The organism is Stenotrophomonas sp. PD6 (assembly GCF_049199305.1).
Lineage (GTDB): Bacteria > Pseudomonadota > Gammaproteobacteria > Xanthomonadales > Xanthomonadaceae > Stenotrophomonas.
Map to the genome: position 1 here is coordinate 39485 of NZ_JBLZQD010000011.1, position 24509 is coordinate 63993.

Consider the following 24509-nt stretch of genomic DNA (forward strand, 5'->3'; position numbering starts at 1 on the left):
TTATTGACCGCCCATTGTACCCGCCGCGCCGTGCCGGACTCTGTCTGACCCCGTCACCCGGTGGCGCGGATCATCTCGCCCAGCACGTCCACCAGCCGGTCGATCTGCTCCCGGTCGATGATCAGCGGCGGCGACAGGGCGATCACGTCGCCGGTGCAGCGCACCAGCAGTTGGCCGTCGCGGAAGCAGCGTTCGAACACCTCGTAGCCCCGGCTGCCCGGCGCGTCCTTGCGTGCGGCCAGTTCCACCGCGCCGATCAGGCCGAAATTGCGGATGTCCACCACGTTCGGCAACCCGCGCAGGCTGTGCAGGCGGGTCTGCCAGTAGTCGCCCAGCTCGATGGCGCGGTCGAACAGGCCTTCGGCCGCGTAGGTGTCCAGCGCCGCCAGCGCGGCCGCACAGGCCAGCGGGTGGCCTGAATAGGTATAGCCGTGGAACAGCTCGATGGTGCCGGGCGGACCCTGCATGTACGCGGCATGGATGGCGTCGGAGACCATCACCGCGCCCATCGGCACCGCGCCGTTGGTGAGGCCCTTGGCCAGGGTGAGCAGGTCGGGGGTGACGCCGAAGCGCTGCGCCGCGAACGCATTGCCGACCCGGCCGAAGCCGGTGATCACCTCGTCGAACACCAGCAGGATGCCGTGCTGGTCGCAGATCTCGCGCAGGCGCTGCAGGTAGCCCGGCGCGGGCAGGATCACCCCGGCTGAGCCGGCGATGGGTTCGACGAACACCGCCGCGATGGTCGAGGCATCATGCAGCGCGATCAGCCGTTCCAGGTCCTCGGCCAGCTCGGCGCCGTGCCGGGGCAGGCCGGCGGTGAACGCATTGCGTGACAGGTCCAGGGTGTGGCGCAGGAAATCGCTGCCGGCCAGCAACGGCCCGAAGCCTTTGCGGTTGTTGGGCAGGCCGCCGATCGACAGGCCGCCGAAGCCGACCCCGTGGTAGGCCTTTTCGCGGCCGATGAAGCGGGTGCGCTGGCCCTCGCCGCGCAGGCGGTGGTAGCCGAGCACGATCTTCATCGCCGTATCCACCGCCTCCGAACCGGAATTGGTGAAGAACGCGTGGTTCAGCGGTCCCGGCGCCAGTGCCGCCAGCCGCTGCGCCAGCACGAAGGGCAGTGGCGAGCCCATCTGGAACGGCGGTGCGAAATCCAGCGTGGCGGCCTGCGCCTGGATGGCCTGCACGATGCGCGGCCGTGCATGGCCGGCATTGCAGCACCATAAACCGGCGGCGCCGTCGAGAATCGGGCGGTCGTCCACGTCGTGGTAGTACATGCCCTCGGCACGCACCAGCAGGCGTGGCGCCGCCTTGAACTGGCGGTTGGCGGTGAACGGCATCCACCAGGCATCCAGTGCCGCCGGGACCTGCTGGGACAGTGACGACGGCGGCAATTCGGTACGCGGCATGGGCAACTCCGTGGGCTCCGGATGCCAACGACTCTATCGCAGTTGCATCACGAAGCGCAGTGAGGGCAGCGGGTATAACAGGGACCTTTCCGGTCAGTAGTGGAGCCATTCATGGACGCACATTCCAGCCGAGAGACCTGGCAGCAACGCGCCGATGCGCTGGTGCTGGAAGGCCGTGCCTTCATCGACGGTCGCTACGTGGACGCCGCCGACGGGGCGCGGTTCGACTGCGTCAGCCCGATCGACGGACGCGTGCTGGCGCGGGTGGCCGACTGCGCGGCACAGGACGTGGACCGCGCGGTGACCGCCGCCCGGCGCAGCTTCGACGGCGGGCAGTGGTCGCGCGCGGCCCCCGCACAGCGCCGGAAGATCCTGCTGCGGCTGGCCGAGCTGGTCGAGCAGCACGCCGAGGAGCTGGCGCTGCTGGAAAGCCTGGACATGGGCAAGCCGGTGCGCGACGCCCTGCATGACGACCTGGCCGGCGCGGTGCGCTGCCTGCGCTGGACCGCCGAAGCGCTCGACAAGGTCTACGGCGAGATCGCGCCCACCGCGCTGGATACGCTGGGGCTGGTCACCCGCGAACCGGTCGGCGTGGTCGCCGCGATCGTGCCGTGGAATTTCCCGCTGCTGATGGCCACCTGGAAGATCGCCCCCGCGCTGGCGGCCGGCAACTCGGTGCTGCTCAAGCCTTCCGAGCGTTCGCCACTGAGTGCGATCCGGCTGGCGGCGCTGGTGGCCGAGGCCGGCGTGCCGGACGGCGTGTTCAACGTGCTGCCCGGTCACGGTCAGCGCACCGGCGAGCCGCTGGCCCTGCACATGGATGTGGACGCACTGGCGTTCACCGGCTCCACCGCGGTCGGCAAGCACCTGCTGCAGTGTGCCGGTCGCTCCAACCTCAAACGCACGTGGCTGGAGTGCGGCGGCAAGAGCGCCAACCTGGTGTTCGCGGACGCGCCGGACCTGGACGCCGCTGCGGAGGCAGCCGCGATCGGCATTTTCTACAACCAGGGTGAAGTCTGTACCGCCGCGTCGCGGCTGCTGGTGCAGCGCTCGATCCAGGACGAATTCGTGACCCGGGTGCTGGCCCATGCGCGCCGCATGCAGCCGGCACATCCGTTCGAACCCCAGGCGCCGATGGGGGCGCTGGTCGACAGCGCCCACGCCGAGCGGGTGCTGGACTACATCGCGCGCGGGGAGGCCGACGGCGCGCGGTTGCTGCTGGGCGGCAAGCGGGTGGAGGTGGTGGCCGGTGGCAGCTATCTGCAGCCGACCGTGTTCGACGAGGTCGATGCCGGTCACGTCATCGCCCGCGAGGAGATCTTCGGGCCCGTACTGGCGGTGATGGGCTTCGACCATGAGGACGACGCGCTGCGCCTGGCCAACGATTCCCCCTACGGCCTGGCGGCCGGTCTGTGGACGCGCGACCTCGGCCGCGCGCACCGGGTGGCGCGGCAGCTGCGCGCCGGCAGCGTGTGGGTGAACCAGTGGGACGGGGGCGACATGACTGCGCCCTTCGGCGGCTACAAGCAGTCCGGCATCGGCCGCGACAAGTCGCTGCACGCGTTCGACAAGTACACCGAGCTCAAGGCCACCTGGATCAAGCTGTGATCCACCGGCGCTACCGTTGCCTGTGCAACCATCGCGCCGGTTTGGGCAAGCGCCATGGCAGAATCGGGCAGCTGAATCTCCCGCGCGTGAACGATGTCCACTCCTGCCGCTGCAAACGCCGTCAATTCGCCCCGCCGCATCCTGCTGGCCAGCCTGATCGGCACCACCATCGAGTTCTTCGACTTCTACATCTACGCCACGGCGGCGGTGCTGGTGTTCCCGCACCTGTTCTTCCCCGACAGCAGCGACGGTGCGGCGCTGCTGCAGTCGCTGGCGACCTTTGCGGTGGCCTTCATCGCGCGGCCGGTCGGCTCGGCGGTGTTCGGCCACTACGGCGACCGCATCGGACGCAAGGCCACGCTGGTGGCGGCGCTGCTGACCATGGGCGTATCCACGGTGGCGATCGGCCTGCTGCCCACGCATGCCAGCATCGGCCTGGTGGCGCCGGCCCTGCTGGCACTGTGCCGGTTCGGCCAGGGCCTCGGCCTGGGCGGCGAATGGGGCGGGGCGGTGCTGCTGGCGACCGAGAACGCACCGCCGGGCAAACGCGCCTGGTACGGCATGTTTCCGCAGTTGGGCGCGCCGCTGGGCTTCCTGCTGTCGGCCGGCATCTTCCTGGCGCTGGGCCGCGCGATGAGCGATGCGGACTTCCTGCAGTGGGGCTGGCGTGTGCCGTTCCTGGCGAGCTCGCTGCTGGTGGCGGTGGGCCTGTGGGTGCGCCTGAACATCCACGAGACCCCGCAGTTCCAGGCCGCACTGGACCGCAATGAGCGGGTGCGGTTGCCGATGTTGACCGTGTTCCGTCATCACTTCCGCAGCCTGGTGCTGGGCACGCTGGGTGCGTTCGCCACGTTCGTGCTGTTCTACCTGATGACGGTGTTCACCCTGGGCTACGGCACCACGGTGCTGCACTACACGCGCGAGCAGTTCCTGCTGATGCAGATGGTGGGCATCCTGTTCTTCGCCTTGGGCATCCCGCTTTCGGCCATGTACGGCGACCGCTGGGGAACGCGGCGCACGATGATCGTGGCCAGCGGCCTGATCCTGGGCTTCGGCGTGGTGTTCGCCCCGCTGTTCCAGGCGGGCAGCCCGTGGATGGTGCTGGGCTTCCTGTCGCTGGGCCTGTTCCTGATGGGCCTGACCTACGGGCCGTGCGGCACCTTCCTGGCGGAAATCTACCCGGTGCAGGTGCGCTACACCGGTGCCTCGCTGTCGTTCAACCTGGCCGGCATCCTCGGCGCCGCACCTGCCCCGTATGTGGCGACCTGGCTGGCCGAGCGGTTCGGGCTGGTCGCGGTCGGCTACTACCTGTGCCTGACTGCGGTGGTGACGATCCTGGCATTGCTGGCGATGGGCCGCCCGGTCCGTCTCAGCGGAAGAACCGCTTGAGCGTGCGCCCCAGCCAGCTGCCCTGCTGGTGGTCGCGGGCGAACTGGTTCAGGTGCTGCTTGACGGACTCGGCGTAGGCCTTGTCATCGCCGCGGATGTGGTTGAACAGCCAGCGCGAGAGCATCGTGCGCAGCTCGTCGGTGACATCCTCACCGGCCTGGAACCGCAGCCGGTATTCGGCCACGCGCTTGACGAAGATCTCGTGCACGCGCTTGTGTGCGGCGCAGAACGGATAGCCGGCTTCCTCCATCAGCTCTTCCTCGAACGCGAAGTGCGACATGGTGTAGTCCACCAGTTCGTCGATCACCTCGGCCACCGCCATCTTGTGCAGGCTGGTCTGCGCCACGTGCAGGTGGTTGAGCATCTCGACGATCCGCATGTGCTGGTGGTCGATGACGTCGATGCCGATGTTCAGGTCGTCTTGCCAGACCAGAAGTGCCATGTCGCGTTCCCTGTACTGTTCAACTGGGAACGACTGTAGGCAGGGCGGGGCGCCGGCGCGTTGATCTGGATCAAGGCGCCAGCGCGGGTTCCCGCACCGTGGTTGTCACCCGGGTGCTGCTGACCCGGTTTCGACCCCCGGCCTTGGCCAGATAGAGCTGGCGGTCGGCTTCGGAGATCAGCCGGTGCAGCGAATCGCGCTGCGGGCGCAGGCAGCACAGGCCGATGCTCACCGTCATGCGCAGCGTGGTATGGCCCAGGTCGACCTCCAGCGCGGCGATGCGCTGGCGCAGGATCTCGAAGTAGCCGATGGCCTCGTCTTCCTCCAGGCCCGGCACCAGCAGGCAGAACTCTTCGCCGCCGAAACGTGCGGTGAGGTCCTGGTCGCGGGCATGGTCGGCCACGGCGGCGGCTACCGCACGCAGCGCGTCATCACCGGCTTCGTGGCCATGGGTGTCGTTGATGTGCTTGAAGTGGTCGATGTCGATCATCGCCACCGCAACCTGCTCGCCGTCCAGCTGCAGCTGCGGCAGCTGGCGCTGGCTCTGCTCCAGGAAGCAGCGCCGGTTCGGCAGCCCGGTCAGGAAGTCGCGCGTGGCCAGGTCCTGCAGCGTGCCGATCAGCTCCAGCTGGTCCACGTTCTGCGAGACGCGGCAGAAGAACTCCTCGCGCGAGAACGGCTTGCGCAGGAAGTCGTTGGCACCGTTCTTGAGGAAGCGCGGAATCAGCGAGGGGTCGGTGTTGCCGGAAATGCCGATCACCGCGACCTTGTCGCGCGAGCGCAGGGTCCGCAGCCGTCGGGTGAATTCCACCCCTTCCATGCCCGGCATTTCCTGGTCGACCACGGCCAGCCGGATCGCCGGATGCGCCTCGATCGCCTTCAGGCCTTCGGCGCCGTCGGCGGCCTCGTAGACATCGTGGCCATACATGCGCAGCAGCGAGGCGGCGTACATGCGCGCGGACATCGAGTCGTCCACCACCAGCGCGGCGATGCGGCGGTTGCGCTCCAGGCGCTGTACCAGCCACACCAGGTAGTCGATGCTGCCCGGGGTGTTCTTCAGCACGTAGTCGATGATCTGCTGCTGCAGCACGCGCTTGCGCAGGTCTTCGTCGTATACCCCGCTGACCACCACCGTACGCAGCCCGCGTGACAGGAAGTATTCCACCACCTTGTCGCGGTCGCCGTCGGCCAGCACCAGCCCGGTCAGGACCAGGAACCAGCCTTCCTCCTCGTCCAGCAGGCGGCCGGCCTCGGCCAGGCTGGTGGCTACCGACACCGGCAGCTCCAGCCGCTGCTCGATGGCTTCCTTGAGCATGCTGGTGAACGTGCGCGAGTTCTCCACCAGCAGGATCCGCTGGGGGAGGGAGTCAGCGGGGGCGCTGTCGAAGGCGCCCTGAAACAGTGCCGGCATGTCGCGTACGCTCGATTTCCGAGAGGGTCGGAAGGAATATCGGCGTCTTCACGCGCGACTTTAGGGTCAATGTGAAGATATGTGAACGGCACCCCCGCAGCAGCGAGCAGCCACCCATGGGGTGGCTCTACTGTGTTGATTGACCCAAATCTCAATGGGCCCATGCCAATTCGTAGTGCAACGCCGCGCCCCATGAACGGCGTGCGCCGATTCGATCGGCGCGTCGCCACGCGCACGAATGCTGCCGCCGGCCGGGATACGCTTGGTAGCGTGGCATCTGCCCATCCGGTAGGGAAAATCAATCGCCAGAGTGCGGTACTGCCAACCGGTGCACGCACGGGTCCGCGCACGGTGTCTACGATCCCTCCATGTCGACAACCAAGTTCCACAAGGCATGGACAATTTTTTCAAAGAAGTGACGCCGCTACTCACTTTCCTGTTGCCAGGTTTCCTCTCGGCATCGCTTTTCTACGGATTCACCTCTCGTCCCAGACCCAGTCCGTTCGAGAGGACCGTGGAAGCGCTGGTCTTCACGTTTGTGGTTTATTCCGCCACCCGCGTAGTTGAGGTCGGGCTCGAAACAATTGGCCGGACGTTTTCCGTTGGAGAGTGGACATCGACAAGCCAGCTCACCTGCTCGATGCTGTTTGCGACAGCTCTGGGTGCACTCATGGCGGCCGTCGTCAACAGGGATACGTACCATTCCTGGCTGAGGGAAAAGGGCGGCGAGTGGAACGGCCGGTGGGGGTCCAATCCGCCTCTACCCGCATCCCGGCGAATGTGTCCTGACGATGTGGATCCGTCGACTGGTAGGAACCGGCGCAACGTTCCGCCGAATCCGCCGCCTGCCCCCAAGCGTCCCTGAGTGGAGCGCTGCGCTTCATTGCGCAGCGGTTACCCCACCACATCCCGCAACTTGTACCAGGACATCGCCGCCACCAATAGCGGCGTGCGCAGCAGCTTCCCACCGGGGAAGCGTCCATGCGGAATGCGCTCGAACACATCCAGTCGTTCGTTCTGCCCGGCGATGGCTTCGGCGATGACCGCCCCGGCCAGCCCGGTGGCCGCCACGCCGTGCCCTGAAAACCCCTGCGCGAAATACACAGTCGGGGTCAGCCGGCCCCAATGCGGCGCACGGTTGCGCGTGATGTCAACGTAGCCGCCCCAGACCTGGTCCATGCCCACGTCAGCCAGCTGCGGAAACACCTGGTGCATGCGCCAGGTCATTACACCGCGCAGGTTCGGCGGCGGCAGGGCCGAATAGCTGGCACGGCCGCCGAACAGCAGCCGGTGGTCGGCACTGAGCTTGAAGTAATCCAGCGCCCAGCTCACGTCGGCCACGGCCATGTCGTTGCGGATCAGCGCCCGCGCGCGTTCCTCGCCCAGCGGGGCGCTGGCCCCGATGTAGGTGCCCACCGGCATGATCCGGCTCTCCAGCTCCGGCGCGATGCCCTGCAGCCAGGCATTGCCGGCAATCACGACCTGGTTGGCCGCCACGCTGCCGCTGGCGGTTCGCAGCCGCGGCCGCCCCCCGCGCACCAGTTCGAGGACGGGGCTGGCCTCATGGATCACCACGCCCAGGCCCTCCGCCGCGCGGGCGAGCCCCTGCGCATAGGCCAGCGGATGCAGGTGCCCGCTGGCGGCATCGAACATCGCGCTGCGGTAGCGCGGGCTGTCGAGCTGGCTCTGCAGCTGTTGCCGGTCCCACCACTGCAGCGGGTAGTCATAGCGCTCCACCAGCGTGTCCATGCCGGCCCGCAGCGCACGCTCCTGGCGCGCGTTGATCGGCACGCTGGCATGCCCATCGCGCCAGTCGCAGTCGATGGCGTAGTGCCGAAGGCGATGGCGTAGCAGGGCCATGCCCTCGCGCGAAAAGTCGAACAGCCGGCGCGCATCGGCGTTGCCGACCAGCCGCTCCAGCGTGTCCACCTCGCAGCCGTACCCGACAATCGCCTGACCGCCGTTGCGTCCCGAGGCACCCCAGCCGACCCGATGTGCTTCGAGCACCGTCACCCGGTAACCGCGCTCTGCCAGCGCCAGCGCGGCCGACAGGCCGGTGTAGCCGGCACCGAGCACGCACACGTCGGTGGCGTGGTCGCCGCGCAGCGGCGCGCGCAGCGGCGTTTCAGGCATGCTGTCGGCATACCAGTTGGGTGCGTGCGCCTGTCCGGCCAGGCTCATCGGGGGCTCGCTCATGTCCACAGCATGCCAGCAACCGGTGTCTAGGACAGGTGCGCCCGCCGTGAGGGTGGTTGGTTGCAGCGGTGAGGCGGGCAGGGGTACCGTGCAGGCAGGCCCCGGGCGCTGTCATCCAGAGCCCGGTTGCTCACGGTACTTTCCACGTCATCGGCGATGCTTGTCGCCGTTGCTCCCGCACAGCAGACCTTTCATGGCTACCCGAACGCGTTCGCGCAAAGTCCCCACTCCGTCGCGCAAGGCCGCCGCGCCCTCGCGCAAGGCGCCCGCGCGCAAGAAGGCTGCCAAGCCGGTGGCCGAGGAGAGCGCGCTGCTGCGTTGGCTCAAGGAGCGGCACATCACCGAGGTGGAGTGCCTGGTGCCGGACATCACCGGCAATGCCCGCGGCAAGATCATTCCCGCCGACAAGTTCTCGCACGACTACGGCACGCGCCTGCCCGAGGGCATCTTCGCCACCACGGTCACCGGCGAATTCCCGGACGATTACTACGAGCTCACTTCGCCGTCGGACTCAGACATGATCCTGCGGCCGGACCCGGACACGGTGCGCATGGTGCCCTGGGCCACCGACCCCACCGCGCAGGTCATCCATGACTGCTACACCAAGCATGGCGAGCCGCATGAGCTGGCGCCGCGCAACGTGCTGCGCCGGGTGCTGGACGCCTACGCAGAACTCGGCCTGCGCCCGGTGGTGGCGCCGGAGCTGGAGTTCTTCCTGGTGCAGAAGAACACCGACCCGGATTTCCCGCTGCTGCCGCCCGCCGGCCGCTCCGGTCGCCCGGAGACGGCGCGGCAGTCGTACTCGATCGACGCGGTCAACGAGTTCGACCCGATCCTCGATCTGATGTACGACTACTGCGATGCGATGAAGCTGGACGTGGACACGCTGATCCACGAATCCGGCGCGGCGCAGCTGGAGGTCAACTTCACCCACGCCAACGCCATGGACTTGGCCGACCAGGTGTTCCTGTTCAAGCGCACCATGCGCGAATCGGCCATGCGCCACGGGGTGTATGCCACCTTCCTGGCCAAGCCGATGGAGACCGAGCCGGGCAGCGCCATGCACATCCACCAGAGCCTGGTGCGGATCAGCGACGGCCACAACGTGTTCAGCGGCGACAACGGCGGCGAGGACTTCAGCCCGCTGTTCGGGCACTACCTGGCCGGCCTGCAGAAGTACGTGCCGGCGGCCATGGCGTTCTTCGCCCCGAACGTGAATTCCTACCGCCGCCTGGTGTTCGGTGAAGTGTCGCCGAGCAACGTGCACTGGGGCTTCGACAACCGTACCTGTGGACTGCGCGTGCCGCTGGATACCCCGGAAAACATGCGGGTGGAGAGCCGCTTCGCCGGCTCCGACGCCAATCCCTACCTGGCCATGGCGGCCACGCTGGCGGCGGGGCTGCTGGGCATCCGCGAACAGGGCTCGCCCACCGCGCCGATCAGCGGCAGCGCCAAGGAGCTGGGCTACGACCTGCCGCGCTCGCTGGGCGAGGCGCTGGACGGGCTGGAACGCTGCCCCGAACTGCGCGAGATGCTGGGCGAGCGCTTCTGCCGCGCCTACGTGTCGGTCAAGCGCAAGGAATACGAGACGTTCTTCCGGGTGATCAGCTCCTGGGAGCGCGAGTTCCTGCTGCTGAATGTGTGACCCGTGCGGGGCAGGGCGCTGCGCCGGCCAGCCGCCCGATCAGGCATGGCCGTGAGCGCCGCGTGCTGGGAAAATGGTCGCCTGCCCGTTAGGCTGGCACCGGTCATGCCGGCCCGGCCGGTTTCCCCCACCTCGCACCCGACCTGTTGGAGAGTCCGATGAAGCTGCGAATCCTCACCCTCGGCATTGCCGTTTCGATGCTCAGCGCCTGTGGCGGCGGTGCCAAGCAGGACGACAGCAAGGTGCTGAACGTCTACAACTACAGCGACTACATCGCCGAAGACACCATCCCCAACTTCGAGAAGGCCACCGGCACCAAGGTGACCTACGATGTGTTCGACAGCGACGAGATGGTGGAAACGAAGCTGCTCGCCGGCGGCAGCGGCTACGACGTCGTGGTGCCCACGCTGAACTTCTTCGGCCGCCAGATCCAGGCCGGCGTGTTCCTGCCGCTGGACAAGAGCAAGATCCCGAACCTGGCCAATCTCGACCCGGAGATGATGAAGCGCATCGCGCAGCAGGATCCGGGCAACAAGTACGGCGTGCCGTACATGATCGGCACCACCGGCATCGGCTACAACGTGGACATGCTCAAGGAGCGTTTCGGCGGCAGCACCGAGATCGCCAACAGCTGGGACCTGATCTTCAAGCCGGAAAACATCGCCAAGATGAAGGACTGCGGGATCACCATCCTGGATACCCCGGCCGACATGATTCCGATCGCGCTGCATTACCTGGGCGAAGATCCGCACAGCCATGATCCGGCGGTGATCCAGAAGGCGGCCGACCTGCTCAAGAGCATCCGCCCGTACGTACAGAACTTCCACTCTTCGCAGTACGTGGGTTCGCTGGCCAACGGCGGCACCTGCCTGGTGGTGGGCTGGTCCGGCGACATCATCCAGGCCCGCGACCGCGCCGCCGAAGCGGCCAACGGCGTGACCGTGGCCTACTCGATTCCGAAGGAAGGCGCGCCGCAGTGGTTCGACATGCTGGCCATTCCCAAGGACGCCAAGCACCCTGAAGCGGCCTACGCCTTCATCAACTATCTGCTGGACCCGAAGGTAGCCGCCGCCAACACCAACTTCATCCATTACGCCAACCCGGTGGACGCGGCCACGCCGCTGGTGGACGAAGCGATCCGCACCGACCCGACCATCTACCCGCCGGCCGACGTGGCCGCGAAGATGTTCACCTACTCGATCAATCCGCCGGACGTGGACAAGCTCTACACCCGGCTGTGGACCGAGGTGAAGACGGGTCGCTGAGGCGACGGGTCTGACGCTTGAACAGAGGGGCCGCCGATGAAGATCGGCGGCCTTTTTCACGCAACCGCATCGTGGCGTGCGGGCGCGGCGCCGAGGTGGCGCAGGATCGCCGGCAGCAGCTCGGCCGCATCGCGCCCGCCATTGCACAGGAAATTCGAGCTCGGCCGCTGCAGGTTGTACATGCCGATGAAGAACAGGCCTGGCTGCGGTGACACGCCGTAGTCGCCCAGGGGGTAGCCGCGAGGATCGAGCACGCCGGGCACGTCGAGCCATGGCCACTCCGCTTCGAAGCCGGTGGCGGCCACGACCGTGTTGATTCCTGCGGCGTCCAGCCGGAGGCAGCGCGGCGATGCGTCGGGCTCCCAGTCCAGATAGACCTCTTCGGGCAGGTAGCGGGCGTCGTCGGTTGGCGCCTCGTCGACCGTCGCGTAGTGCGCATCGGCCATGTCGTTCAGATGCTTGTACTCGGCACGCGTGCCGGCCACGGCCGCGCGGATCTGCGGGCGTACGTCGCGGAAGTGCGCGATGTGGCCATCCAGCTGCTCCAGCTTGCCGAGCAGCACGATGCCGTCGCGGTGCATCGACAACAGGCTGATCGAACTGCCCCTGCCCAGCGCGCCGGTGCCGGATACAAGAGGGAATTCGGCCCGTCTCGCCTTCTGCAGTGCGCCCGCCACGCCGGCAACCACGTCGGGGCGCTCGCGCACATGCCGATGCAGCAGCCCCTGCATGTCCCACCAGTGCATGGAATCCCGGCCGCGTACCCGCCGGATGTGCGAGTAGCGCTCGGCCATGGACCAGAACACCTCGCGCCCGGCCGTGCGCAGGTCCTGCGCGATCTGCGCGCCCGACTGGCCGCCGCCGATGACCAGCACCGCGCCCGGACCCAACTGCCGGGGGCGCCGATAATCGCGGGAATGGACCACCTCCAGCCCGGCGGCGGGCGAGAAGAACACCTGTGGCCAACGCGGCCGTCGGTACTCGCCGGTCGCCACGACCACGCAGCGCGCCTGGAGGGCGCCGGCATGGGTGTCGACGCGGTAGCCGTCGCCCGCGGCGAACACCCGGCGTACGGCACAGCCCTCCACCACGGGCAGCTGTCGCCCTCGTGCGTAGCCGGTGAGCATGTCGATGACGTCCGGCGCGGTGGCGAAGCCGGTCGGGTCCGTACCGTCGTACCGATAGCCGGGCAGGGCGGTCAGGAAGTTGGGGGTGTTGAGGCGGAAGGAATCCCAGCGCCGGCTCCAACTGGCGCCGATGGTCTCGGCCTCCAGCACCCGATGCGCCACGCCCGTCTCGGCCAGCCTGGCACTGAGCGACAGGCCTGAATGCCCGGCGCCAATGATCACGACCTCGAGCTGCAGGGCGTTGGGTGACCGTTCGCCGCCCGTGGGCCGGTTGATTGCGTCATTGGCATGCATCGCTCTCTCCTTGCATTCGTGCGCGTTCGCCGTCCACGCAGATATCGCCTTCCCGCTGTCGCAGCGTCAACGCGATCTCCTCCAGACTGTGACCGGCCGCGTAAGGCGCGTACGCGGCTGCACTCAAGCTGTGGTGCCGATCAAGAAACCGGACGATTCGCCCGGTCACGTGACCGCAAACGTCAGCGGCGGGTTCGCAACCGGCCCGGCGGCCAGGCGCTCAGGGCGCGACCGTGTCAAGCCGGGTCTGCGCAGCGGCGCGCGTTCACCCCCTCTCGGCACGGGCCTGATTAGGTTGGGCAGGGCAAACCTGTCCCGATCACCCCAAAACCACGATCCGGTATCGCTGCTGTCGCCAACGGCCGCTAAAATGGGCCATCCCCCCGTCCTGACGCCGCTCCTGGAGCCGCTGCCCATGCCATTTGAAGCCAAGCCGGAAGGCGAGGTCGTCCCGGTCCTGGAGCCGGGCTATCTGTCCATCCGCGCGCTGCGCAAGGAGTTCGACGGCTTCGTCGCGCTCGACGATGTGAGCCTGGACGTGAACAAGGGCGAGATCTTCGCGCTGCTGGGCGGCTCGGGCAGCGGCAAGTCGACCCTGCTGCGCTGCCTGGGCGGTTTCGAGACCCCCACGGCCGGCACGATCGACCTGGACGGCCAGCGCATCAATGCACTGCCGCCGTACCAGCGCCCGCTCAACATGATGTTCCAGTCCTACGCGCTGTTCCCGCACATGTCGGTGGAGCAGAACATCGCCTTCGGCCTGAAGCAGGACGGCCTGGCCCGCGAAGCGATCCGCCGGCGGGTCGGCGAGATGCTGGAACTGGTGCAGCTGCAGAAGCTGGCCAAGCGCAAGCCGCACCAGTTGTCCGGTGGCCAGCAGCAGCGCGTGGCGCTGGCGCGGTCGCTGGCCAAGGGGCCCAAGCTGCTGCTGCTGGACGAACCGATGGGCGCGCTGGACAAGAAGCTGCGCTCGCAGATGCAGCTGGAGCTGGTCAACATCATCGAAACCTCGGGCGTGACCTGCGTGATGGTCACCCATGACCAGGAAGAGGCGATGACCATGGCCACCCGCATCGCGGTGATGGACGCGGGCTGGATCCAGCAGGTGGGCAAGCCGGACGAGATCTACGAACAGCCGGCGAACCGCTTCGTGGCCAGCTTCATCGGCTCGGTCAACCTGTTCGAGGGCGTGATCGACGAGGACCTGCCTGAGTATGTAACGGTGCGCACGCCGCTGTTCCCGGCGCCGATCTACGTCGCGCACGGCATCACCGGGTATGAAGGGCAGCCGGTCGCCTTCGCGCTGCGCCCGGAGAAGGTGATGATCGGCAAGGACGAACCGGCCGGCGACACCAACAAGGCGCAGGGCGTGATCGAGGAGATCGCCTACTTCGGCAGCCATTCGGTGTACCACGTGCGCCTGCCCAGCGGGGCCAAGGTGCTGTCCAACTTCGCCAACTCGCAGCGCTGGGCCAGCGATGGCCTGACCTGGGGCGACAGCGTGTGGGTGCACTGGCGCGACAACGACGGCGTGGTGCTCACCGCATGAACGCCACCGGCTGGAAGCGCTGGCTCCCCGGCACGCGCAGCGGCGTGATCGCCGCGCCGTACCTGTGGCTGCTGCTGTTCTTCGCGGTGCCGTTCGTGATCATCCTGATGATCTCGTTCGCGCGCACCCAGGTCGGCTCGCCGCCCTATACGTGGCTGCTGGAATACGTCGACGGCGCGTTCTCGCTCAAGCTCAACCTGGGCAACTATGCGGCGATGGTGAAGGACAGCCAGTACCTGCTGGCCTACCTCAGCTCGATCAAGATCGCGGTGATCGCCACGCTGTTCACGCTGCTGATCGGCTACCCGATGGCCTACGTGATCTCGCGGATGACCCCGGCCGCGCGCAACGTGGCGATGATGCTGGTGGTGCTGCCCTCGTGGACCTCGTTCCTGATCCGCGTGTATGCGTGGATCGGCATCCTGGACCGCAACGGCCTGCTCAACCAGTTGCTGCTGAAGATCGGGGTGATCGATGCGCCGCTGCAGATTCTGTACACCCCGACGGCGGCCTACATCGGCATCGTGTACTGCTACCTGCCGTTCATGGTGCTGCCGCTGTATGCCAACCTGGTCAAGCTGGACCACCGGCTGCTGGAGGCGGCCTACGACCTCGGTGCGAAGCCGTGGCAGGCCTTCCTGAAGATCACGCTGCCGCTGTCGCGCACCGGCATCATCGCCGGCTGCATGCTGGTGATGATCCCGGCGGTGGGCGAGTTCGTGATTCCGGAAATGCTCGGCGGCCCGGATACGCTGATGATCGGCCGGGTGCTGTGGGGCGAGTTCTTCAACAACCGCGACTGGCCGACCGCCTCGGCGGTGGCGATCGTGATGCTGGCGCTGCTGCTGGTGCCGATCCTGCTGTTCAACCGGGTGCAGCAGCGTGAGCTGGAAGGGAAGCTGACATGAGCATGGTGCGGCGCAGCCGCTGGCTGGGCTGGACGGTCCTGGGGCTGGGCTTTGCCTTCCTGTACCTGCCGATCCTGCTGCTGATGATCTACTCGTTCAACGCGTCCAAGCTGGCCACCGTGTGGTCGGGCTTCTCCACGCGCTGGTATGGCGAGCTGTTCAACAACCGGCAGATCCTGGATGCGCTGTGGATCAGCCTGAAGGTGGCGTTCTGGACGGCCAGCGCGGCCACCGTGCTGGGCACGATGGCGGCGATGGTGATGACGCGCTTCAAGCGCTTCCCGGGCAAGACGCTGTTCGGTGCGCTCATCACGGCGCCGCTGGTGATGCCGGAAGTGATTCTGGGCTTCTCGCTGATGACGCTGCTGGTGGCCATGGGTGGCATTCCGGGTTTCCCCAGCCGCGGCGTGACCAGCATCTGGATCGCGCATGTGACCTTCACCCTGTCGTTCGTGACGGTGGTGGTGTCCTCGCGCCTGCAGGAACTGGACCGCTCGCTGGAAGAGGCGGCGATGGACCTGGGCGCCAGCCGCCTGAAGGTGTTCTTCCAGATCACCCTGCCGATCATCGCGCCGGCACTGGTCGCCGGCTGGCTGCTGGCATTCACGCTGTCGCTGGACGACGTGGTGATCGCCAGTTTCGTGGCGGGGCCGAACTCGACCACGCTGCCGATGAAGGTGTTCGCCTCGGTGCGGATGGGCATCAAGCCGGAGATCAACGCGCTGGCCACGCTGATGGTGCTGGCGGTGTCGGTGGCGGCGGTGGTGGGCTGGTTCATCACCTCGCGCAGCGAGAAGCGCCGGCAGCGCGACATGCAGATGGCGCTGCAGGACCGGTAGCGCCGGGCTCTGCCCGGCCGCCGTCGGCGCGGTCCACCCCACCGCGACGTTGTGTCGCGGCGCCGTGCGCATCACCGCCATCACCGGCAACACCCGGCTCACAGGACCGGGCGCAGAATGGGTGCCCTGTCTTTCGGAGCACCGCGATGACCGTCGAAATCGTCAACCCCGCCACCGGCCTGGTGGCCTACCGCCACGAGCTGCTCAAGGCGGCCGAGATCGAGCAGCGCCTGGCCGCCGCCGCCACGGCCTTCCCCCTGTGGTCGGCCCGTTCACTGCAGGAGCGCGGCGCGATCCTGCGCGGCATCGCCGCCCAGCTGCGTGCGCGCAGGGACGACCTGCAGCAGGCGATGACCACCGAGATGGGCAAGCTCAAGGGCGAGGCGCTGGCGGAAGTGGAGAAATGCGCGCAGGCCTGCGAGTACTACGCCGACCATGCCGCGGATTACCTCAAGCCCCAGCTGATCGACACCGAGGCCCAGCGCAGCTACGTGCGCTACGAGCCGATTGGCTGCGTGTTCGCGGTGATGCCGTGGAATTTCCCGATCTGGCAGGTGTTCCGCTTCCTCGCACCGGCCTTCATGGCCGGCAATGTGGCGCTGCTCAAGCACGCCAGCAACGTGCCGCAATGCGCCGACCTGATCCTGGCCGTGTGCCGTGACGGTGGGCTGCCGGAGGGCGTGTTCGATGTGCTGCACATCGACAACGACCAGGCTGCCGAGGTGCTGCGCGACAAGCGGGTCAAGGCGGTCACGCTGACCGGCAGCGAGCGCGCCGGGCGCTCGATCGCGGCCAACGCTGGCGACCAGCTCAAGAAGTGCGTGATGGAACTCGGCGGCAGTGATGCCTTCGTGGTGCTCGACGACGCCGACCTGGACAAGACGGTGGCCGCGGCGGTGAAGTCGCGCTTCGACAACAGCGGGCAGACCTGCATCGCGGCCAAGCGCTTCATTGTGGTCGACGCCGTTGCCGATGCGTTCGTGGAGAAGTTCGTGGCCGCCTCGGCGCAGCGGGTGTATGGCGACCCGCAGGACGAGAAGACCACGCTGGCGCCGATGGCGCGCGCCGATCTGCGCGACGAGCTGCACAAGCAGGTGCAGGCCAGCGTCGGAAAGGGGGCGAAGGTGTTGCTTGGCGGCGAGCCGGTGGCCGGCACGCATGCGGGCTATCCGGCGACGATCCTCGACAACGTGGCGCCGGGCATGCCGGCCTATGACGAGGAGCTGTTCGGGCCGGTGGCGGCGATCCTGCGGGTGCGTGATGACGATGACGCGCTGCGGGTGGCCAACGACACCACGTTCGGGCTCGGCGGCAGCGTATGGAGCGGCGACCCGGTGCGTGGCGAACGCATCGCCAAGCGGCTGGAATGCGGCGCCGCGTTCGTCAATGCCATCGTCAACAGCGATGTGCGGCTGCCGTTCGGCGGCAGCAAGCGCTCGGGCTTCGGGCGCGAGTTGGCCGACCACGGCATCCACGAGTTCATGAACATCAAGACGGTCTACGTGGCCTGATGCGCGGCACGACCAACGGTCGTGCCCTACCGGTAGGTGACCAACGGTCGTGCGCTACCCGGTAGGTGACCACCGTTGGTGGTCACGCCGTTACAGCCAGCGGACCCGTTTGAACAACCGATACAGGCCCACGCAGATCGCGCCCACCCCGATGATCATCGCGGGGTAGGCCCAGGGCTTGTCCAGCTCGGGCATGTGGGTGAAGTTCATGCCGTACCAGCTGGTGATCAGGGTCGGCGCGGCCAACAGCGCGGCCCAAGCACCGAGGCGCTTGACCGTTTCGCCCTGGGCCAGCGTCACCAGCGACAGGTTCACGCTCAGCGCCGTGCCCAGCATCTCGCGCAGCGTGTCGATCACATCGCTGATGCGCACGGCATGGTCATGCACGTCGCGCAGGTACAGCTTCACTTCCTCGGGCACCAGTTCGCCCTGGTAGCGTTTTATCTGCGCCAGCATGTCCTGCAGCGGGGCCACCGCCATGCGCATCTTGTTGAGCTCGCGCTTGAGCTCGTACAGGCGCACCACGGTGTGCCGCTTGTAGCTGTCGGAGAAGATGTCCTTCTCCAGCAGCTCCAGCGTGTCGCGGTAGCGCTGGGTGATGGGCAGGTAGTTGTCGACCACGAAATCCAGCACGGCGTACAGGCAGTAGGACGGCCCCATCCGGCGCAGCAGCTCGGGTTCACGTTCCACCCGCGCACGCGGCGCGGCGTAGGAAAGCGAAGCGCCATGCCGCACCGTGACCAGGAAGCGCGGGCCGAGGAAGGCGTGGGTCTCGCCGTACTCGATGCGCTCGTTCACCATCTGCGCGGTGGTGACCACGGCGAACAGCGAATTGCCGTAGGCCTCCACCTTGGGCCGCTGGTGCGCGTTGCGCGCGTCCTCGATGGCCAGCGAGTGCAGGCAGAATTCTTCCTGGAGCTTGAGCAGCACGCTGTCGGCGGGCTCGTACAGGCCCACCCAGACGAAGCCGTTGCCGCTCTCGATCACGTCGCTGATCGCGTCCAGGCTGATGTCGTGGCGCTTGCCCTGGTCGTCGTAGTGCACGCAGTTGATGACGCAGGGCGGATTGGGCGTTGCAGTGTTTTCCATGGGCGGCATCCTGCGTCAGCCACCCGTGACGGGCGGGTCACGACGGCCCAGCACCCAGGCCAGGGCGACGTGCAGCGGCAGCAGCAGCACGATCCACTGCAGGTTCACCTGCGCCTGCAGGCTGAGCCAGTGCAGCACCAGGCCAAGCAGGGAAAGCACGGCCACCGCCCACAGGGTCCAGCGGAACCAGGCCCCCGGCACGCGTCCGCGGAGCAGGGTGATCGCCCCGGGGAGCAACAGTAGGCACAGCGGCGAGAGCTGCAGCAGGTTGCGGTTGGCCCAGGCAGCCTGGTGGGCGCTGAAGCCCCACAGGAAGGTCAGCAGCGCACCGGCGATACCGCAGAACAGCCACAGCGGCAGCGCCAGCCCGCCCAGCAGCCGGCGCCGGCGGCGCAGGGCCAGCACGCCAGCGGCCAGCACCAGCCCGCACAGCAGCCACGGCCACCAGTGGCGTGCCGATTCCGGCGGCTCCGGGGCAACCCGGTGCGGCAGCAGTTCCTGTTCGGCCTGCACCAGCGGGCGGCCGTCGCTGTTGCGCACCTGGCGCAGCGCGTCGGCCAGCCGCATCGGCACGAAGGCTTCCTGCCAGCGCGACAGCGGCTGGTCGGCGAACGGGCCGAGGCCGATGTCGAAGCCCAGCCACATCCACGGCGCGGGCGAGGCCAGGCGCACCGACTCGCTGCGGTAGGTGTTGCCGCGCGAGCGCCCGGACAGCTGCGAATGCAGGCCGCCGCCGAGTGCGCCATCGATCGCATCGCGGACCATGGTGGCGCAGTTGGCGGTGTAGTAGTCGTAGCGGTAGCGGGCGTTTTCCGGCTTGGCGCGCTCGGCCAGCGAGGCGGCCAGGGTGCGTGCCTGCGCCGGGCTGAGGTCCAGCCACTGCAGGTTGGCGCCGCGACCGCTCTCCCGGTAGTAGGACAGGTCCTGCTCCAGCGGCAGCGCCACCAGGTAGTACATCATCTCGCCGCGGATGAAGCGGCCGATGAAGTCCGGCTCGGACGGGTCGAAGTAGCCGAAGTTGTACGAGGTGGCCTGGCCGCTGAGCGGGTCCTGGACCACGATCGCGTCGTGCCCGAAGCGCTCGAAGAAGATCGAGCCGGGCTGCATGGTGACGATGCCGATCCGCGGCGCAGGGGCCTCGGCCGGCGCCGTCGGTACTGCGGCAGGCGCGGGCTCGGGGCTGGCCAGCGCCGCCACGGGCAGGCTGGACAGGCCGCACAGGAGCAGGAGGAACAACAGGCGGCACAACGGCCACCGCATCAGCAGGGGCCGCATGGCGTGGATCAATCCTCGTGGTTCGTGTCGGGCGCCAGCACCGTCACGTGGAAGGCCTGCACGCGGCGTGCATCGGCGCGCGCCACCCGGAACACGAAGCGGTCCAGGGTCAGCTCGTCGCCGGTTTCGGGCAGGTGCCCGATCGCCTCGGTGACCAGGCCACCAATGGTGTCGTAGTCGTCATCGGGGAACGTGGCGCCGAAGCGCTCGTTGAAATCCTCGATCGGGGTCAGCGCGTCGACCACGTACTGGCCGTCGGCCTGGATCGCGATCTGCGCGGTGTGGTCCTCGGCCTCGTCGTGCTCGTCGTCGATCTCGCCGACGATCTGCTCCAGCACGTCCTCGATGGTGACCAGGCCGGCGACACCGCCGTACTCGTCCACCACGATGGCCATGTGGTTGCGCGACAGGCGGAACTCCTTGAGCAGCACGTTGAGCTTCTTCGCCTCGGGAATCAGCACCGCCGGGCGCAGCAGCTCGCGTACGTTGGCCGGCCCGTTGTCGGCGACCACGCCGCGCAGCAGGTCCTTGGCCAGCAGGATGCCAAGGATGTCGTCCTTGTTGTCGCCGTGCACGGGGAAGCGCGAATGGCCCGATTCGACCACCTGCTTCATCAGTTCAAGGAAGGGCGCTTCCACCGGCAGCGAGACCATCTGCGAGCGCGAGATCATCACGTCGCCAACGGTGAGCTCGGCCACCGAGATCGCGCCTTCCATCATCCGCAGCGTATCGGCGGCGATGAGGCCGTCGTCGTGCGCGGTGTGCAGTACCGCCACCAGCTCGTCGCGGGTGTGGGGTTCGCCGGAGAAGGCAGAGGTCAGGCGTTCAAGCCAGCTGCGCTTCTTCTCATTTTGCTCCGCGATGGAGCCACTACTGTCGTCGTCAGACATCTCTGGAAAAAAGGCACCCGGCGAGCCGGGCGTTGGCGCCAGTCTATCAGGATGCGGGCCGCTGTCAGCGCCTGTCCGGCGGGGTATTCACGGACGGGGGCAGCGGGGCGGCCGGTGCCGGCGGGGCGTCGGCCGGGAGCTCCTCCTCGGCCGGCAGGTCCAGGCTGTAGGTGCAGCCGGCCAGGGACTTGCCCGGGTGGCTCTTGACCGTGGACAGGCCGAGGACGATCGATTCGATCATCGGCTCGCCGGTGCGCGGGTCGGTCACGTCGCGGCTGACCACCTCGCGCCCGGCCATGAACTTGTCCGGGTTGTCGACCCTGGCCTCCAGCGCCAGCGCCTTGGCCAGCGGGCGCGGGTCGGCCAGGTCCAGGATCGCCATGATGCTGGCGCCGGACACGGCCACGTATTCGGTGCGCTGGCCGAACACCGTCACCGGCGCGGCCAGGCGGAACTCGCTCATGAACTGGTTGCTCTGCGGCAACGGCTGCAGCCCGTTGGCCACGGCCTTGAGCGGGTCGGCCACGACCGGGGCCACGGCGTCGTAGTCGGCCACGCGCTGGCGGCATTCGATCAGGGCGGCGATATCCAGCGGTGCGGCGGCGGCCAGGGCCGGGCCGCAGAGCACGGCGAGCAGGGTCAGGCGGGCGGGGCGCAGGAGGGGCATGCGGAGAGCTTCCATCAGGGGCGGCGCGCTCAGCGTTCGCCGGCGTAGGGGTCGTCGATGCCGAGCTCGGCCAGGATGTCGCGCTCCAGCTGCTCCATCGCCTCGGCTTCCTTGTCGTCTTCGTGGTCCCAGCCCAGCAGGTGCAGCACCCCGTGCACGGTCAGGTGCGCGTAGTGCGCATTGAGCGCCTTGGCCTGTTCCTCCGCCTCGGCGGCCACCACCGGCGCACAGATCACCAGGTCGCCCAGCAGCGGGAACTTGACGCCCTTGGGCAGGCCCTCGGGAAGCTCGGCGGGGAAGCTGAGCACATTGGTGGCGTAGTCCTTGCCGCGGTAGTGCCGGTTCAGCGACTGGCCCTCCTTGGCATCGACCACGCGAATCGCCAGATCGGCTTCGCGGATGCGGCCCTTGAGCGCGGCGCCCACCCATTTGCGGAAACTCACCGCCGACGGCAACCCGGCGCGGGGCAGGGCGTAGCTGACGGCGACATCGAGTCGAATGGGGCCTTTGGTCATGGCGGTTCCGGTGCATCAAATTGTGAGGCACATTATCGCGCGTGAGCGCCCCCGACGGTAGCGACACGCCATGCGTGTCCCAGGTGGCGCCGGGAGCCCTGTCACGCGTCCGGCTTGACCTGCTGCAGGTCGCGGCGATCGTAGGCGCTGACGATGCGCGCCACCAGCGGATGGCGGACCACGTCGCGCGCCTCGAAGAAGGTGAAGCTCACCCCGTCCACGTCGCGCAGCACCTCGATGGCATCGCGCAGCCCGGACTTCACGTGCTTGGGCAGGTCGGTCTGGGTGAGGTCGCCGGTGACCACGGCGGTGGAGCCGAAGCCCAGCCGGGTCAGGAACATCTTCATCTGTTCGACGGTGGTGTTCTGCGCCTCGTCCAGGATCACGTACGCATCGTTGAGCGTGCGTCCGCGCATGTAGGCCAGCGGCGCGATCTCGATGACGTTCTTCTCCAGCAGCTTGATCACCTTTTCCACGCCCAGCATTTCGTACAGGGCGTCGTACAGCGGGCGCAGGTAGGGGTCGACCTTCTGGCTCAGGTCGCCGGGCAGGAAGCCCAGCTTCTCGCCGGCTTCCACCGCCGGCCGCACCAGGATCAGCCGCTGCACCCGCGATTCGTTCAGCGCATCCACGGCGCTGGCCACCGCCAGGAACGTCTTGCCGGTGCCGGCCGGGCCGATGCCGAAGTTGATGTCGTGGGTGGTGATCTGGTGCAGGTAGCGGGCCTGGTTGGCGCCGCGCCCGCGCACCGTGCCGCGCTTGACCTTGATGGCCACTTCCTGCGCCTCGTAGCTGCGCTCCACCAGGTGCTCCACGTTGGCCTGGTTGAGCCGCAGGTGGATGGCGTGGCTGTCGAACGCCGCTTCGCCCGCTTCGATGTACAGGGCTTCGATCAGTTTCTGCGCTTCCTCGGCCACGGCCGCCGGGCCGGTCACGCGGAACACGTGCCCGCGGTTGGCGATTTCCACGCCGAGCTTGAGTTCGATCTGGCGCAGGTGCTCGTCGAAGGGGCCGGCCAGGTTGGCCAGGCGTTCGTTGTCTTCCGGGGCCAGGGTGAAGTCGCGATGTGCCAGTGCTGTCATTGCGTTCGGCGGCCGCGGTCGCAACGACCGTGCCGCGAGCTTGGGAAAGGAACCACAGGGTAGCGCGCACACCCGGGCGCCGCCACAGCCGCCGGCCACGCGGCGCTTTTCCACAGCGGCTGTGCAGCGTCGGTGCAGCAACCTGTGGATAGTCGGCGCCGGCCTTAGTGCCGCAACGACTGTGCAGGCGTGGTCAAAAAAGCGTCAAGACCGCCCCGGTTTTCCACACGCGCTGTGGGCGGTTGCGGGAGAAACATGTGGATAAGCCGCCGCACGCCAATGCCGGCAACGGTTGCGCAGGCGTGATCATTTCATGACCAGGGCAGGTCCGGCCTGACCGCTCCTTCACGCCTGTGTGCGCAAGGTGACGGCTCCCGCCACCGCGACCTTTCCACCGGAGTCGATCCGATGTCCGCAGCCAACAACAGGGTCGTGCAGGGACGGCTGCGGGCGATAGCGCTGGGCGTCACTGCGTTGCTGGCAGGTGGCTGCAAGCCCGCGGTCGAGCCTGCGCTGGGAACGCTGGAATGGGATCGCGTCACCGTGCCGGCGCCGGCCGCGGAAACCATCGTCGCGGTACAGGTGCAGGAGGGCCAGCAGGTGGCCGCCGGCACGGCGTTGCTGCAGTTGGAACCGACCCGCACGGCCGCCCAGTTGCAGGCACTGGACGCGCAGACCCGCCAGGCCGGCGAGGCCCTGCAGGAACTGCAGCACGGTCCGCGCCGGGAGGATATCGACCAGGCCCGGGCCACGCTGGCCTCGGCGCGCGCGCAGGCGGTCGATGCCGCGGCGTACTACGCGCGGTTGCAGCCCCTCGGGCGCCAGCAACTGGTGGCGGCGGCCGACGTCGACCGCGCGCGGGCGGCGTCGGGCAGCGCGCAGGGTACTGTGCGCGCCGCCGAGCAGGCACTGCTGGCGCTGGAGCATGGCACCCGCGTCGAACAGGTCGCGCAGGGCCAGGCCGCGCTGCAGGCCGCCCAGGCCCAGGCCGCCGCGCAGGCGGTGACGCTGCGCAAGCTCGACCTGGTCGCGCCGCGCGCCGGCCGTGTCGACGCGCTGCCTTACAAGCTCGGCGACCAGGCCCCCGTGGGAGCGCCGCTGGTGGTGCTGCTGGTCGGCGAACGTCCCTATGCGCGGGTGTACCTGGCGCAGCCGCTGCGGCTGCAGGTCCGGGTCGGTCAGGCGGCCCGGGTGTTCCTTCAAGGGCGCGAGGGCAGCCTGCCCGGGCACGTGCGCAGCATCCGCAGTGACCCCGCCTTTACCCCGTACTACGCGCTCAGTGGCAACGACGTATCACGGCTGAGCTGGCTGGCCGAAGTGGAGCTGGATCCCGGCGACCCGCCGGCACGGATGGCCGACCTGCCGGCCGGCGTGCCGGTGCGGGTCGAATTTTGAACGCGG

20 protein-coding genes are annotated in these 24509 nt (G+C 68.0%); 9 read left to right on the top strand and 11 right to left on the bottom strand.

What is annotated here, in order from left to right; all coding sequences use genetic code 11:
• Positions 1 to 53 precede the first annotated feature (53 nt).
• Entirely contained in the window at positions 54 to 1406 is a 1353-nt protein-coding gene (locus ACOZHM_RS14920; protein ID WP_421570099.1) for an aspartate aminotransferase family protein, read from the bottom strand.
• 111 nt (positions 1407 to 1517) lie between these two features.
• On the opposite strand from ACOZHM_RS14920, the gene ACOZHM_RS14925 reads away from it, so the two are divergent.
• Together ACOZHM_RS14925 and ACOZHM_RS14930 are read left to right on the top strand one after the other, a co-directional pair.
• Positions 1518 to 3014, top strand: a complete 1497-nt coding sequence (locus tag ACOZHM_RS14925; protein ID WP_421570100.1) for an aldehyde dehydrogenase — start codon at positions 1518 to 1520, stop codon at positions 3012 to 3014.
• 93 nt (positions 3015 to 3107) lie between these two features.
• Complete coding sequence (locus ACOZHM_RS14930) at positions 3108 to 4403, top strand: MFS transporter (protein ID WP_421570101.1); 1296 nt, start codon at positions 3108 to 3110, stop codon at positions 4401 to 4403.
• Here the strand turns inward: ACOZHM_RS14930 and ACOZHM_RS14935 are convergent.
• The 3 genes from ACOZHM_RS14935 to ACOZHM_RS14945 all read right to left on the bottom strand — a co-directional run bounded on the left by ACOZHM_RS14935 (position 4384) and on the right by ACOZHM_RS14945 (position 8452).
• Positions 4384 to 4845 carry a bacteriohemerythrin gene (locus ACOZHM_RS14935; RefSeq protein WP_421570102.1) on the bottom strand — a complete coding sequence of 154 codons (462 nt, stop codon included), beginning with the start codon at positions 4843 to 4845 and terminating at the stop codon, positions 4384 to 4386. The genes ACOZHM_RS14930 and ACOZHM_RS14935 overlap by 20 nt on opposite strands.
• Before the next feature lie 70 nt (positions 4846 to 4915).
• Positions 4916 to 6256 carry a diguanylate cyclase gene (locus tag ACOZHM_RS14940; protein ID WP_421570103.1) on the bottom strand — a complete coding sequence of 447 codons (1341 nt, stop codon included), beginning with the start codon at positions 6254 to 6256 and terminating at the stop codon, positions 4916 to 4918.
• An 894-nt stretch (positions 6257 to 7150) separates the two neighbouring features.
• Positions 7151 to 8452: an NAD(P)/FAD-dependent oxidoreductase gene (locus ACOZHM_RS14945; RefSeq protein WP_421570104.1), complete on the bottom strand. Its 1302-nt coding sequence runs from the start codon at positions 8450 to 8452 to the stop codon at positions 7151 to 7153.
• 193 nt (positions 8453 to 8645) lie between these two features.
• Between ACOZHM_RS14945 and ACOZHM_RS14950 the strand changes: the two genes are divergently transcribed.
• A complete protein-coding gene (locus ACOZHM_RS14950; RefSeq protein ID WP_421570105.1) occupies positions 8646 to 10097 on the top strand; it encodes a glutamine synthetase family protein in 1452 nt (483 codons plus the stop codon).
• 158 nt (positions 10098 to 10255) lie between these two features.
• A complete protein-coding gene (locus ACOZHM_RS14955; RefSeq protein ID WP_421570106.1) occupies positions 10256 to 11362 on the top strand; it encodes a polyamine ABC transporter substrate-binding protein in 1107 nt (368 codons plus the stop codon).
• Positions 11363 to 11418: 56 nt separating this feature from the next.
• Here ACOZHM_RS14955 and ACOZHM_RS14960 read toward each other — a convergent pair whose 3' ends face one another.
• The gene (locus ACOZHM_RS14960; RefSeq protein ID WP_421570107.1) at positions 11419 to 12783 is read right to left on the bottom strand and encodes a flavin-containing monooxygenase; all 1365 of its coding nucleotides are present in this window, start codon (positions 12781 to 12783) and stop codon (positions 11419 to 11421) included.
• 415 nt (positions 12784 to 13198) lie between these two features.
• Here ACOZHM_RS14960 and ACOZHM_RS14965 point away from each other — a divergent pair, with 415 nt between their 5' ends.
• The 4 genes from ACOZHM_RS14965 to ACOZHM_RS14980 all read left to right on the top strand — a co-directional run bounded on the left by ACOZHM_RS14965 (position 13199) and on the right by ACOZHM_RS14980 (position 17590).
• Complete coding sequence (locus ACOZHM_RS14965; protein ID WP_421570108.1) at positions 13199 to 14332, top strand: ABC transporter ATP-binding protein; 1134 nt, start codon at positions 13199 to 13201, stop codon at positions 14330 to 14332.
• Positions 14329 to 15240 carry an ABC transporter permease subunit gene (locus tag ACOZHM_RS14970; protein ID WP_421570109.1) on the top strand — a complete coding sequence of 304 codons (912 nt, stop codon included), beginning with the start codon at positions 14329 to 14331 and terminating at the stop codon, positions 15238 to 15240. Before ACOZHM_RS14965 ends, ACOZHM_RS14970 begins: the two co-directional genes overlap by 4 nt.
• A complete protein-coding gene (locus ACOZHM_RS14975; protein WP_421570110.1) occupies positions 15237 to 16079 on the top strand; it encodes an ABC transporter permease subunit in 843 nt (280 codons plus the stop codon). Before ACOZHM_RS14970 ends, ACOZHM_RS14975 begins: the two co-directional genes overlap by 4 nt.
• A 146-nt stretch (positions 16080 to 16225) precedes the next feature.
• Positions 16226 to 17590: an NAD-dependent succinate-semialdehyde dehydrogenase gene (locus ACOZHM_RS14980; RefSeq protein WP_421570111.1), complete on the top strand. Its 1365-nt coding sequence runs from the start codon at positions 16226 to 16228 to the stop codon at positions 17588 to 17590.
• A 90-nt stretch (positions 17591 to 17680) separates the two neighbouring features.
• Here the strand turns inward: ACOZHM_RS14980 and ACOZHM_RS14985 are convergent, their stop codons facing one another.
• The 6 genes from ACOZHM_RS14985 to ACOZHM_RS15010 all read right to left on the bottom strand — a co-directional run bounded on the left by ACOZHM_RS14985 (position 17681) and on the right by ACOZHM_RS15010 (position 23108).
• Positions 17681 to 18679, bottom strand: coding sequence for a magnesium and cobalt transport protein CorA (locus ACOZHM_RS14985; protein WP_421570112.1), 999 nt, complete (start codon positions 18677 to 18679; stop codon positions 17681 to 17683).
• Between the two features lie 15 nt (positions 18680 to 18694).
• Positions 18695 to 19939, bottom strand: coding sequence for a DUF4105 domain-containing protein (locus tag ACOZHM_RS14990; protein WP_421570179.1), 1245 nt, complete (start codon positions 19937 to 19939; stop codon positions 18695 to 18697).
• Positions 19940 to 19962: 23 nt separating this feature from the next.
• Positions 19963 to 20844, bottom strand: coding sequence for an HlyC/CorC family transporter (locus ACOZHM_RS14995; RefSeq protein WP_421570113.1), 882 nt, complete (start codon positions 20842 to 20844; stop codon positions 19963 to 19965).
• Between the two features lie 64 nt (positions 20845 to 20908).
• Positions 20909 to 21511: a hypothetical protein gene (locus ACOZHM_RS15000; RefSeq protein ID WP_421570114.1), complete on the bottom strand. Its 603-nt coding sequence runs from the start codon at positions 21509 to 21511 to the stop codon at positions 20909 to 20911.
• Positions 21512 to 21540: 29 nt separating this feature from the next.
• Positions 21541 to 22026, bottom strand: coding sequence for an rRNA maturation RNase YbeY (ybeY, locus tag ACOZHM_RS15005; RefSeq protein WP_421570115.1), 486 nt, complete (start codon positions 22024 to 22026; stop codon positions 21541 to 21543).
• Between the two features lie 101 nt (positions 22027 to 22127).
• Positions 22128 to 23108, bottom strand: coding sequence for a PhoH family protein (locus ACOZHM_RS15010; RefSeq protein WP_421570116.1), 981 nt, complete (start codon positions 23106 to 23108; stop codon positions 22128 to 22130).
• A gap of 408 nt (positions 23109 to 23516) precedes the next feature.
• On the opposite strand from ACOZHM_RS15010, the gene ACOZHM_RS15015 reads away from it, so the two are divergent.
• The gene (locus ACOZHM_RS15015; RefSeq protein WP_421570117.1) at positions 23517 to 24503 is read left to right on the top strand and encodes an HlyD family secretion protein; all 987 of its coding nucleotides are present in this window, start codon (positions 23517 to 23519) and stop codon (positions 24501 to 24503) included.
• Positions 24504 to 24509: the final 6 nt, after the last annotated feature.

Excerpts from the sequence above, each read along its gene's own strand:
- ACOZHM_RS15010 (WP_421570116.1), bottom strand. The coding sequence starts at position 23,108 with ATGACAGCACTGGCACATCGCGACTTCACCCTGGCCCCGGAAGACAAC.
- ACOZHM_RS14950 (WP_421570105.1), top strand. The coding sequence starts at position 8,646 with ATGGCTACCCGAACGCGTTCGCGCAAAGTCCCCACTCCGTCGCGCAAG.
- ACOZHM_RS14955 (WP_421570106.1), top strand. The coding sequence starts at position 10,256 with ATGAAGCTGCGAATCCTCACCCTCGGCATTGCCGTTTCGATGCTCAGC.
- ACOZHM_RS14935 (WP_421570102.1), bottom strand. The coding sequence starts at position 4,845 with ATGGCACTTCTGGTCTGGCAAGACGACCTGAACATCGGCATCGACGTC.
- ACOZHM_RS14985 (WP_421570112.1), bottom strand. The coding sequence starts at position 18,679 with ATGGAAAACACTGCAACGCCCAATCCGCCCTGCGTCATCAACTGCGTG.
- ACOZHM_RS14945 (WP_421570104.1), bottom strand. The coding sequence starts at position 8,452 with ATGAGCGAGCCCCCGATGAGCCTGGCCGGACAGGCGCACGCACCCAAC.
- ACOZHM_RS14975 (WP_421570110.1), top strand. The coding sequence starts at position 15,237 with ATGAGCATGGTGCGGCGCAGCCGCTGGCTGGGCTGGACGGTCCTGGGG.
- ACOZHM_RS14930 (WP_421570101.1), top strand. The coding sequence starts at position 3,108 with ATGTCCACTCCTGCCGCTGCAAACGCCGTCAATTCGCCCCGCCGCATC.
- ACOZHM_RS14940 (WP_421570103.1), bottom strand. The coding sequence starts at position 6,256 with ATGCCGGCACTGTTTCAGGGCGCCTTCGACAGCGCCCCCGCTGACTCC.
- ACOZHM_RS14995 (WP_421570113.1), bottom strand. The coding sequence starts at position 20,844 with ATGTCTGACGACGACAGTAGTGGCTCCATCGCGGAGCAAAATGAGAAG.
- ACOZHM_RS14960 (WP_421570107.1), bottom strand. The coding sequence starts at position 12,783 with ATGCATGCCAATGACGCAATCAACCGGCCCACGGGCGGCGAACGGTCA.
- ACOZHM_RS15015 (WP_421570117.1), top strand. The coding sequence starts at position 23,517 with ATGTCCGCAGCCAACAACAGGGTCGTGCAGGGACGGCTGCGGGCGATA.
- ACOZHM_RS14990 (WP_421570179.1), bottom strand. The coding sequence starts at position 19,939 with ATGCGGTGGCCGTTGTGCCGCCTGTTGTTCCTCCTGCTCCTGTGCGGC.
- ACOZHM_RS15000 (WP_421570114.1), bottom strand. The coding sequence starts at position 21,511 with ATGCCCCTCCTGCGCCCCGCCCGCCTGACCCTGCTCGCCGTGCTCTGC.
- ACOZHM_RS14970 (WP_421570109.1), top strand. The coding sequence starts at position 14,329 with ATGAACGCCACCGGCTGGAAGCGCTGGCTCCCCGGCACGCGCAGCGGC.
- ybeY (WP_421570115.1), bottom strand. The coding sequence starts at position 22,026 with ATGACCAAAGGCCCCATTCGACTCGATGTCGCCGTCAGCTACGCCCTG.
- ACOZHM_RS14980 (WP_421570111.1), top strand. The coding sequence starts at position 16,226 with ATGACCGTCGAAATCGTCAACCCCGCCACCGGCCTGGTGGCCTACCGC.
- ACOZHM_RS14925 (WP_421570100.1), top strand. The coding sequence starts at position 1,518 with ATGGACGCACATTCCAGCCGAGAGACCTGGCAGCAACGCGCCGATGCG.
- ACOZHM_RS14920 (WP_421570099.1), bottom strand. The coding sequence starts at position 1,406 with ATGCCGCGTACCGAATTGCCGCCGTCGTCACTGTCCCAGCAGGTCCCG.
- ACOZHM_RS14965 (WP_421570108.1), top strand. The coding sequence starts at position 13,199 with ATGCCATTTGAAGCCAAGCCGGAAGGCGAGGTCGTCCCGGTCCTGGAG.